Origin of the sequence: Catenibacterium sp. AM22-6LB (assembly GCF_003435615.1) — a bacterium.
In the GTDB taxonomy this organism is placed as follows: domain Bacteria; phylum Bacillota_I; class Bacilli_A; order Erysipelotrichales; family Coprobacillaceae; genus Catenibacterium; species Catenibacterium mitsuoka_A.
Genome location: NZ_QTUM01000068.1, coordinates 1 through 10,918 on the forward strand (window position 1 = coordinate 1; position 10,918 = coordinate 10,918).

Genomic DNA, 10,918 nt, shown 5'->3' on the forward strand with positions numbered 1-10,918 from the left:
TTGCCCGGTGGTGTGAGAGGACGAAAATAATTTTAATTATTTTCTCCTACTCGATTAATTCTGTTCAAAGAATACTTCTTCATCAATCATTGGATAACATGTCAAATCTTTATTATCTAGATTTGTTTTATGCATATCCACAGCTTTAATTGTATGACCATGATAAGTAGAGTAATAGTAAATACCTTTATTTAAATTACAACAAGAAGTATAAATAGTATATTCATATTTACCTTCGGCTACTTCACATAGTCCTTTTTGTTGTTCTACTGAACCAAGAATATGGAAGAACTGACTGACATTTTCCTGTTCATTTAATCCTTTAGTTACATTCATATTAGTGAATGCAACACGTACAAAACGAGATGCTGATGATAAATCACCAGGTAACCCTAAAGCACCCATACCTCTACTATAAGTAGATAAGTTTACATCTTTTGAGAATGTATTCTCAGGCTGTTTAGTAGAGAGATACATATAATTATTTAAATTAAACATCTGTTTATCAAAAGGTGGATTATTAGTTAATACACCTACAGGATTATCATAGATATGTACTCCATCTTTCATGATTTCTACAGTAATAGTCTTATTTGAGTCACTGATCATATAATGAAGTGAAGCAGGTGGGAATGATGCACTAAAAGGTGTATCACATAAATTCATTTCATTAATAAGATTAATCGCTTCCTCAACAGTTTCACATTGACATAAGATCCAAGGAATAAATTCGAAAGAACAAACATTTGTCTTATTCTCAACCACAGGATTAAAATAGGCATTTCCTACAAAGTTGAGTCCAGCCATACCTAATCCTTTTTCATTCATTGCATCATAATATAATGGATATCCATCGCTGACATGAGCCATTCCAATGATGGCATATTTGTAAGATGGTTCATCTGTATATCTAAAACCATACTCAAAATTTCTAGGTGTTACAACAATCTGTTCACCATAAGAAAACTCATAATCTAGATTTCTTCCAAAATAACAATCTTTATCTTTAAAACATGCAGCAGTACACATAATCACTGCCCCCTTTCAACTGAATCCTAGCATAAACATATGGGTATGTTAAGTCCATAGTTTGACATAATTCACACATACTTTCTAAAGAATATTCTATGTCTATTATATGTCACTAATGTGAACTGTTTGACAAAACAGTATATCAACATATAATAAAATCAAGAGGTGAACTTATGGTACAAGTAGATTTAATTACAGGTTTTTTAGGATCAGGTAAAACAACATTTATTAAGAAGTATGCGAAATATTTAATTGATCAAGGACTGCATATCGCAATATTGGAAAATGATTTTGGTGCGATTAATGTAGATATGATGGTATTAGAAGAAGAATTAGGTGACCAATGTGAACTAGAAATGGTTGTTGGTGGAGGAGATTTAGACTGTCATAGACGCCGTTTTAAGACAAAACTCATTTCTATGGGTATGAGAGGTTTTGATAGAATATTAGTAGAACCATCAGGAATTTATGATGTCGATGAGTTCTTTGATGTACTTCATGAAGAACCATTAGATAAATGGTATGAGATTGGTAATGTGATTGCTTTAGTGAATTCTAAGCTAGAAAATAACCTTTCTAAGCAATCAGATTACTTACTAGGGTGTCAGGTTGCAGATGCTGGTAAAATCATTCTCAGTCGCTCTAGTGAAGCCACAGAAGAAGAAATCAATAACACAATCACACACTTAAATAACACAATGTCTCTCATTAAATGTAAAAGAAGATTTAATAAAGAAGACTGTCTTGATTTAGAAACACTCAATAATGATGACTTTAATTCTATTCTTCATTCTGGTTATGAATTAGAAGGCTTTATTAAGATGTTCTTTAAGAAAGAAGAAGCTTTCTCTACTATGTTTTTTATGAATCAAGCAATTACTAAAGAAAAATTGATTCATGCAACTCAATCTATTTTTAATGATTCTGAGTGTGGTAAAGTATTTAGAATCAAAGGCTTTATACTAGAAAATGATCAATGGATTGAACTTAATGCGACAAAAGATCAGATTACTACTGAAACAATTGCGAAAGGTCAGGAAATCATTATTGTCATTGGTGAATCATTAAATAAAGAAAAGATAGAAGAATATATAAAAAAACCAGCATAGCTGGTAATTGATGAAGCGGATATATGTAGAATATGGTGGAGATCACATATCTTCATCATCTGTATTATATTGATAAAAGGTAATGAATAAACCAATTTTATGTAAAGAATAAATAAAAAGGTCAGCTAAGAAGGGAATGGTTGCTGACCTCGAAGGGTAGAAAAGAGTGGGAAATCTCTTTTCAGCATTATTATATGAATATTTTAAAAAGATTTCATTATACAAATTGTCGTATTTGCTTAGAAAAGGAGTAATATGCATTATAAAAAGGTTAAAGGTATATTATCATCTAGTAATGGAATGAACCTCTATAGAGGATGTCTGCATGGCTGTATCTATTGTGATTCTAGAAGTGACTGCTATCATATGGATCACTTGTTTGAAGATATAGAAGTCAAAGAGAACGCATTAGAATTGTTAGATACTTCACTAAGAAAGAAAAGAAAACTCTGCATGATTGGCATGGGGGCTATGACAGATCCTTATATTCCTCTAGAAGATCAATTGTTGTATACAAGAGGCGCATTAGAAATCATTGATAGAAACGGTTTTGGAGTCACGCTGATCACTAAGTCATCACGTGTATTAAGAGACTTGGATATACTGAAATCCATTCAGACACACTCTAAATGTGTGATTCAGATGACTTTAACTACTTATGACGAAGAACTGTGTAAAAAGCTAGAACCCAATGTTTCTTCTACAAAAGAACGCTTTGAAACATTGTTGACTCTTTATGAGGAAGGTATACCGACTGTTGTATGGTTAACACCTATTCTCCCTTTTATCAATGATAACGAAGAAAACTTAAGAGGGATACTTGATTATTGCATACAAGCTCATGTAAAAGGAATTATCTGTTTTGACATGGGAGTACACTTAGGGAAGGGAATAGAGAGTACTTCTATTCTAAACTAGATCAATATTTTCCTGGATTAAAAGAGACATATATCAACAAGTATGGTAATAGCTATATTCTCTCTAGTCCACATAACAAACATCTGATGCGTCTATTTCATCAGATATGTGAAGAAAATGGGATCATGCATGATCATGAAGAAATATTCAACTATCTTCGTACATATGAAAATCATAGATTAAACTTATTGGATTTTATTTAAAAAAGACTTCAGCGGAAGTCTTTTTTAAATAATTGTTTGATAAATAACATTGAGTATCCCTGAAAGAATCATCACAAATATTGGATTAGATTTCTTATACCAAAGCAGAAATACACAAAATAGAAATATAATTAATTGATGAATACGGAAGTTATTTAATATAATTGTTGCTTCACTTCCAAATAATGCTGAAATCATAATAGTAACTCCAGCAGTTGCAATCAATGCTACTACAGCAGGTCTTAAGTAGTTCAAGATATTCTGTAAAAAGCGCATATGACGATATTTGAGATAGAAGTATGCAATGATTGTTACAAGTATACAAGAAGGGAGAATACAGCCTATAGTTGCTGCGATAGCACCAGGAATACCAGCAATCTTAGTTCCTACAAAAGTAGCTGAATTAATCGCAATAGGACCAGGTGTCATTTGTGATATAGTGATTAAATCTGTAAATTCTTTAAAATCCAGCCAATGATGTAAATCTACAATCTGACTTTGAATCAAAGGCATTGCAGCATAACCACCACCAAAACTAAAAGCACCAATCTGTAGAAAACTTAAAAATAACTGTAAATAGATCATTGCACGAATCTCCTTTCATATATAGAATAAACAATACCAATCACAATACATGTCAGAATAATCAATACAACATTTACCTTAAAGAAGTAATTCGCAATAAAAGAACCAAACATAATCAAATAATAACTTATTTTCTTTTCCTTAAAGATACCTAATGCCATTTCTACAACTACAACACCAATCACTGCACCTACACCTGACTGCATTCCATCAAGCATATAATGAACAAATAAATTTTCTTTAAAAATAGAATAAAGACACTACAGAAATAATAATAAACGGAGGAAGAATAGTTGCAATAACACTCACAATAATACCTAATACACCAGCAATCTTATATCCCACTACAATAGCACCATTGACGGCTATAGCACCTGGTGCTGATTGGGCAATAGCGACTAAATCCAACATTTCATCTTTATTGATCCAATGATACTCATCTACAAACTTCTTCTGCATCAATGTGACAATGACATAGCCACCGCCAAAAGTAAAAGTACTGAGATAGACCATTGAATAAAATAATTTCCAAAGTTTTTTGATCATCTCTATTTACCTCTTATCTTGTCCAGTCAAAAGAACTTTTAATAATTTGAGCACATTCCTCTAAATCAAGTTTACAATCTGCTGCCGCTTCGATTAATATTTCTGCACACTTCTCTCTAGATAAAACATCACTATCTAAACATATATCATAACTTTCCTTTTCACCCCATAAATGATGAGAAATGGCATCACGATAAACCTTACGCTTATGATCTTCACGATGAATAAAATTGACTAATTCATCATGTTCTAATCCTTCTAAATCATATGTCTTATCCGCAATTGCACGAGGGATGCGATGTTCCATTGATGTATTATACAAAAGTACCTTTAAACAATCTGGATGTCCTTCAAGTACATCACCTGCAGCTCTTTCATGAATAATACATGGACCAGTTTCTACTGCTTTTAAAATCGCTTTAGATAAAGCCTGATGAACCTTTTTAATTTCATCGCTTGCTTTTACTTCTTCTAAAGACATATCCGCAATTCTATTATCAAAATCCTTTAAATAATCTTCAGTCAACCACTCCTCATCAGCTAGTTTTATAAGATCCTTGCCTTCATATAATTTCATTCCTAGCTTTTTACCTACAATAACAGAAATCCATCTACCCATACTACAATATTCACTATCCATTAAAATGTATTTCTTCATACTACTAATCCTCCTCTAAGATTTGTCCATTTGTTTCAATAACTTTCTTATACCAATAAAAAGAATCCTTTTTATATCTCTTCATAGATCCATTTCCTAAATCATCTACATCTACATAAATAAAACCATATCTCTTTTTCATTTCACCAGTAGATGCCGCAATTAAATCAATAGGACCCCACATTGTATAACCCATCACTGGAATACCATCTATTTCAATTGCTTTAGATAATTCCTTTAAATGAGCTTTTAGATACTCAATACGATATGTATCATGAACCTTATTATCTTCCAACTGATCTATAGCTCCTAAGCCATTCTCTACAATCATCAAAGGCAATTGATAACGATCATATAAATAATTTAATGCATATCTTAACCCCTGGGGATCAATAGTCCATCCCCAATCACTCTTAGGTAAGAATGTATTCTTATAACCTGTATCTAAACCATTCATACCTTTAAGAATACCTTTTGTCTTTTTCCCAGTTACATGAGTACAATAATAACTGAGTGATAAGAAATCCACTTTACCTTCTTTAAGTATTTCTAAATCTCCTTCTTGAATAGGTAAGGTAATATGTAGTCTCTCTAATTCTTTTAATTTATATTGAGGATAATATCCACGACACTGTACATCACAATAAAACATCATACTATGCATAAAATTCATCGTTCCAATCACATCATCAGGATTAGCACTATATGCATAAGAGAAATGTCCACAATACATCATTCCTACCTTGTTATCAGGATTAATTTTATGAGCAATCTTTACAACTTTTGCGCTTGCAATAAATTGATGATATGCTGCAGTCATTCTTACTCTCTCATCATCACTATTAATACCTGCTGCAACCCAAGGCTGAGTAGACATACAATTGATTTCGTTAAACGTAAGCCAATATTTTATTCTATTATTGTATCTTTTTAGTAAAACTAACGCAAAACGTATATAACAATCCACTACATCTCTATTTTTCCATGAACCATATTTTTGAAGTCCCAAAGGTGTTTCAAAATGAGAAATAGTTACAAGAGGTATAATATGATACTTCTCTAATTCGTCTAGTATTGCATCATAGAATTTAAGTCCTTCTTCATTAGGTGTTAATTCATCCCCATTAGGGAAAATACGTGTCCAGTTAATAGACATACGATATACTTTAAATCCCATCTCTGCAAATAATGCGATATCTTCTTTATAATGATGATAAAAATCAATTGCATTATGACTAGGATAATATTCATTCTCTTCAACACTTTTTGTAATACGTCTTTTTCTTTCATGAGATCCTAAAGTCATCACATCTGCGGTACTTAATCCTTTACCATTCTCTAAATAAGCACCTTCTATTTGGTTAGCTGCCGTTGCACCACCCCAGAGAAAATCTTTTGGAAACATCTTCATCACCTTTCTTTCTACAACTAAGATTATAAATAAAAAATGAAGTCGCTCAATTAATGAACGGCTTCTTTCAATCGCGTTGCGAAAAGATATGTGTTTCTAATAATATCCAAGCAACAATGTTGCTTACTTAATGTTAGGATTCTTAGATGTTCTAAATAAATCAAATCTCTGTGAACTAGATCTTCTTCTTTCAACATGCTTTAAACAATCAGTATTAAAAATACTTACATATAATATATCTAGAATCAACATCGTAGATATATTCATCGCAAAATCACCTAGATTATCTTTCAATCTTTCTCTTGTAGAAACATTTAAAACATAATCTGCATATTGAGATAACGTATTATCTCCATAAGATGTAATTGCGAGAAGAGGAATATGTCTCTCTTTAAGCTTCTTTACACCTCTTAATTCTGATTCTATTTCTCCAGAGTAGGAGAGAATAACAAATGAACAATTAAGAGAACAATAAGAAGCACGATAATAGAGTTCATTCATCTTTGTTTCAAGAACCACATTCTTTCCAATCTTCAACATCTTATCTTTAAAAGTCTGGGCTACATCACCTTGTACACCTGCAGAATAAACATAAATAATATCACTTTTATTTAAACAATTAATCGCATTTTGCAGATCATCATGACCAATTAGCTTTAATGTATCATCTACAATTTCATGATAGAGCTGTCCAATCTTACTTGCGATTACAGTATTTTTATCTTGATCATCAAAAGGGTGATTAGGATCAAGATCCTGGAAGTGAGATTCTCTATATTCAATTTCTTTTAAATATTGTTCAAGAAAATCAGTATATCCATGAAATCCTAGTTTCTGACAAAAACGAGTAATCATAGAAGGGTTGATAAACAATTGAGATGCGATAGAACGACTGCTTTGTTTATGAAGTAAAGTCTTTTTATCTAAGAAATAATCCGCAATTCTCTCTTCTCCACTGGTCATATTCTTTTTCTCTTTTAAGATATATTCAATCATTTGATCAACACCTTTCATTTACTGTATTGTATTGACTTTCTTTAAGATACGTTCTGCATCCTGTCCTGTCGCAATAATAGGCTGATAGTTATTACGATACTTAACAGAAGAAATCATACATGGAATAATCTTATGTTCCATACTAGTGATCTTCTTATTAGTAAAGTGGAATGTCTGCTGGTAGATCATAGAATCTTTATCACTTGGATTTCTATTACCACCAAAACAGAAGTTACTTAAACTATAAACGATAGGGGAATCCTTATATGTTTCAATACCTTCTAACACATGAGGATGACTACCTACGACCATATTCGCCCCTGCATCAATAGTTGCATGTGCTAAATCTCTCTGTCCCTGAGTTGGACTATAGTTTCTTTCAATACCCCAATGATAATAAACAATCACAAAATCAGTCTTCTTCTTTAATTCAGTAATCGCATTCTTCATATCATTTGATACAGCATTAGGAAATGCATAACCAAGAAAACCAAACTTAATACCCTTTACTTCCTTAATATAGCTCTTTGAATACCCGAAATAGCCTACACCATACTCATCTAGAGTTGCTTTAGTATCATCCATCCCTTTCTGATAACGGTCCATAGAATGGTTATTTGCGACTGTCACAGCTTCAACACTACTATTAGTTAAAATCTTTGCATATTCCTTTTTACCTTTAAAAGGGAATGACTTAATAACATGATTTTCTTCATCAGTCAAAGGACCTTCTAGATTTGCAATAGTTAAATCGTCCTGTTCAAAAACACTCTTGACATTCTTTAAGAAATAATCAGGATTATTACCCTGTTTCGCATATTCCTGATCAAAAGACCCATCATATGCCTGACCTGCATAATTACCTAAAGTCATATCACCTACAAAAGACATAGTAATATCAGTATGAGTGACCTGAGCTGTTTCTTCTGTCTTTTTCTTAGTCTTTTTTGGTGTTTCTTTCTTCTCTTCTTTAGCACATCCAGTACTTAATACAAGAAGTGCACATACAAAACCTTTTAAAAACTTATTCATTTTCATTTCTCCCTTGCACAAATACAAAACAATAATCATTAGATAGCTTTTCATCAAATACAAAATCTAAATCATTAAACTTCTTTAAGTCCTCTATATTTTCTATCTTTTCTTTAGCCATATAAGAGATCATTGCTCCTCTAGCCATCTTCGCATAGGTTGCCTGCTGCTTAAGTACCCCTTTAATATTTCTTAGAAACTGAATTTCTATACATTGATCATCTTTCTTTAAATAATCAGTAATACATTTAGAATATTCTTTAGATGCTAGATTAATAATCACATGATCATCAAGTGATTTATATATCTTACTACCCCAGAATTCATACAAATTAAGCGGTTTAACGCCCATTTCTAAACGATAGGGTACAATTCCATCAGTAGGTGTTAAAACCCCATAAAGCCCTGATAAAATACGTAAATGCTTGTTTAAATACTCTCTTTCACTATCACTCATAGAAAAAGGATGAAGATACTTAAACGCTATCCCATCATAAGCATGAATTGCACATGTCAATGGTTTAAACTGACGCTCCTGTAACTCCTCAAAACATTGATGTGTTAATGATTCATTAGTTTTCCATAATCTTCTTAACTCATCATAGGACATACTCTTAAGCTTTTCTTCTAATATATAAGACTCATTAAGAAAACAAGGTGTAGTAGGAGTAATAGAAGCATCCTCATCTACTCTCATCTTCTTAGCAGGACTCATAATAATCTTCATGATAAAGCCTCAAGCATCTCTTGAGGATTATCTGCAGTCTTTACCTTTTCCTTGGCTTTAATGATGATTCCTTCTTCATCAATAAGGTAAGTTGTTCTTACAACACCCATACTTACCTTTCCGTAATTCTTCTTTTCTTTCCATACATCATAATCCATAATTGTCTTCTTTTCTGTATCAGAAAGTAGAGTAAAAGGTAACTCATATTTCTCTTTGAACTTCTTATGACTTGCAATGGAATCTTTGCTGATTCCTATTACTACCGCATCCTTCTCTAAGAATTCAGGATACAAATCTCTAAACCCACATGCCTGTTTAGAACATCCAGGTGTATTATCTCTAGGATAGAAATAGAGAATCACACGATGACCTCTATATTCTTCTAAAGTATGCATATTGCCTTCTTCATCTGGTAGATTAAAAGAAGGTGCCTTTGTATTAATCTCTAACATAACAAACCCTCCTTTTTGCATTATACCAAAAATAGAAATAATGTGCTACCTATGCATAAAAAAACGATTGTAAGCATTAACATTTTAGAAACATGTTGACACATTGAAATACAGGTTTTATAATCCCATTTGTCATTAAACACAATTAAATATTAAATAGGGGGACAATTATGACATTTTCATTAACTACTCGTCTCATTGCTGAGTTCCTTGGTACTGCAATCATGGTTATGATTGGTAACGGCTCAGTAGCAAACGTGGAATTAAAGGGAACAAAGGGAAGCCACAGTGGTTGGGTCATCATTGCAATCGGTTATGGTATGGCCGTTATGATTCCAGCTCTTATGATTGGTAAAATTTCTGGTAACCATATCAACCCAGCATTCACTATTGGTCTTGCTGTTGCAGGTGATGTACCATTAGCTGAAGTATTACCTTACATCTTAGTACAGTTCGCTGGTGCTATCGTAGGTCAGTTTATTCTTTATCTTTGCTTCAAACCACATTATGATGCAACAGAAAATCCTGATGCAATCTTAGGTACATTCTCAACTACTGATGCAACAAACAATAAGTTCAATGGTTTCGTAAACGAATTCTTCGGATCATTCATCTTATTCTTCTGTGCATTATCTATTACTCATTCACCAATTTTCGAACATGGCAATCAGGGTGCTGGTTTCATCGGTGTTGGTTTATTAGTTATGGCATTAGTTGCTTCATTTGGTGGTCCTACAGGTCCAGCTTTAAACCCAGCTCGTGACTTAGGTCCAAGAATCTTACATGCAATCTTACCAATCAAGAACAAGGGAACTTCTCAGTGGGATTATGCATGGGTACCAGTACTTGCTCCAATTTGTGCAAGTATCTGTGCTTGTCTATTATATTTCAACATTTTCTAAGAAGCTATCAATCGATAGCTTTTTTTCTTTGCCTAAAAGAATAGGGGAGTAATAAAAAAGGATAAGCATCGAGAGTTTGGTAACTGAAATGCTTATCCTATCCCATAAGAACAACTGAAATAAAGCACAAAATGAAATAAAGCACAAAAAAACTCAGGAACGAATCCTGAGTTATATTTATTAATGGCGCAGGTTGAGGGATTCGAACCCCCGCAGGACGTTAATCCTCTGTCGGTTTTCAAGACCGATCCCTTCAGCCGGACTTGGGTAAACCTGCATCATAAATAAAATGGTGGTTCCGGCCGGAATCGAACCAGCGACACGAGGATTTTCAGTCCTCTGCTCTA

11 protein-coding genes, 1 tRNA gene and 1 pseudogene are annotated in these 10,918 nt (G+C 32.8%); 3 read left to right on the top strand and 10 right to left on the bottom strand.

From position 1 onward, the window contains the following. Nucleotides 1–54: 54 nt before the first annotated feature. Nucleotides 55–1,029, bottom strand: coding sequence for a choloylglycine hydrolase (gene bsh, locus DW269_RS11055; protein WP_117459944.1), 975 nt, complete (start codon nucleotides 1,027–1,029; stop codon nucleotides 55–57). A 176-nt stretch (nucleotides 1,030–1,205) separates the two neighbouring features. Here bsh and DW269_RS11060 point away from each other — a divergent pair, with 176 nt between their 5' ends. Next, nucleotides 1,206–2,141: a GTP-binding protein gene (locus tag DW269_RS11060; protein ID WP_117459945.1), complete on the top strand. Its 936-nt coding sequence runs from the start codon at nucleotides 1,206–1,208 to the stop codon at nucleotides 2,139–2,141. Between the two features lie 255 nt (nucleotides 2,142–2,396). Beyond that, nucleotides 2,397–3,059 (top strand): radical SAM protein, encoded by a 663-nt coding sequence (locus DW269_RS11065; protein WP_233502507.1) that lies wholly within the window; start codon nucleotides 2,397–2,399, stop codon nucleotides 3,057–3,059. Between the two features lie 227 nt (nucleotides 3,060–3,286). Here DW269_RS11065 and DW269_RS11070 read toward each other — a convergent pair whose 3' ends face one another. The 8 genes and pseudogenes from DW269_RS11070 to DW269_RS11105 form a co-directional block, all read right to left on the bottom strand. Then, a complete protein-coding gene (locus DW269_RS11070; protein WP_117459947.1) occupies nucleotides 3,287–3,847 on the bottom strand; it encodes a chromate transporter in 561 nt (186 codons plus the stop codon). Next, a pseudogene (locus DW269_RS11075) lies at nucleotides 3,844–4,393 on the bottom strand (chromate transporter). The gene DW269_RS11070 and the pseudogene DW269_RS11075 overlap by 4 nt, the downstream one beginning before the upstream one ends. 13 nt (nucleotides 4,394–4,406) lie before the next feature. Continuing rightward, entirely contained in the window at nucleotides 4,407–5,051 is a 645-nt protein-coding gene (locus DW269_RS11080; protein WP_117459949.1) for an AAA family ATPase, read from the bottom strand. Between the two features lie 4 nt (nucleotides 5,052–5,055). Further along, a complete protein-coding gene (locus DW269_RS11085) occupies nucleotides 5,056–6,462 on the bottom strand; it encodes a glycoside hydrolase family 1 protein (protein WP_117459951.1) in 1,407 nt (468 codons plus the stop codon). 123 nt (nucleotides 6,463–6,585) lie between these two features. Further along, nucleotides 6,586–7,458 carry a MurR/RpiR family transcriptional regulator gene (locus DW269_RS11090; RefSeq protein WP_158546361.1) on the bottom strand — a complete coding sequence of 291 codons (873 nt, stop codon included), beginning with the start codon at nucleotides 7,456–7,458 and terminating at the stop codon, nucleotides 6,586–6,588. Nucleotides 7,459–7,476: 18 nt separating this feature from the next. Beyond that, nucleotides 7,477–8,490 (bottom strand): CapA family protein, encoded by a 1,014-nt coding sequence (locus tag DW269_RS11095; RefSeq protein WP_199410095.1) that lies wholly within the window; start codon nucleotides 8,488–8,490, stop codon nucleotides 7,477–7,479. Beyond that, nucleotides 8,483–9,217: a peroxide stress protein YaaA gene (gene yaaA / locus DW269_RS11100; RefSeq protein WP_117459957.1), complete on the bottom strand. Its 735-nt coding sequence runs from the start codon at nucleotides 9,215–9,217 to the stop codon at nucleotides 8,483–8,485. The genes DW269_RS11095 and yaaA overlap by 8 nt, the downstream gene beginning before the upstream one ends. Next, complete coding sequence (locus tag DW269_RS11105) at nucleotides 9,214–9,669, bottom strand: peroxiredoxin (protein WP_117459959.1); 456 nt, start codon at nucleotides 9,667–9,669, stop codon at nucleotides 9,214–9,216. Before DW269_RS11105 ends, yaaA begins: the two co-directional genes overlap by 4 nt. Before the next feature lie 170 nt (nucleotides 9,670–9,839). Here DW269_RS11105 and DW269_RS11110 point away from each other — a divergent pair, with 170 nt between their 5' ends. Continuing rightward, nucleotides 9,840–10,571 (top strand): MIP/aquaporin family protein, encoded by a 732-nt coding sequence (locus DW269_RS11110; RefSeq protein ID WP_117459961.1) that lies wholly within the window; start codon nucleotides 9,840–9,842, stop codon nucleotides 10,569–10,571. Between the two features lie 184 nt (nucleotides 10,572–10,755). Here the strand turns inward: DW269_RS11110 and DW269_RS11115 are convergent. Further along, nucleotides 10,756–10,848: transfer RNA gene (locus DW269_RS11115), tRNA-Ser, on the bottom strand. Nucleotides 10,849–10,918 lie beyond the last annotated feature (70 nt).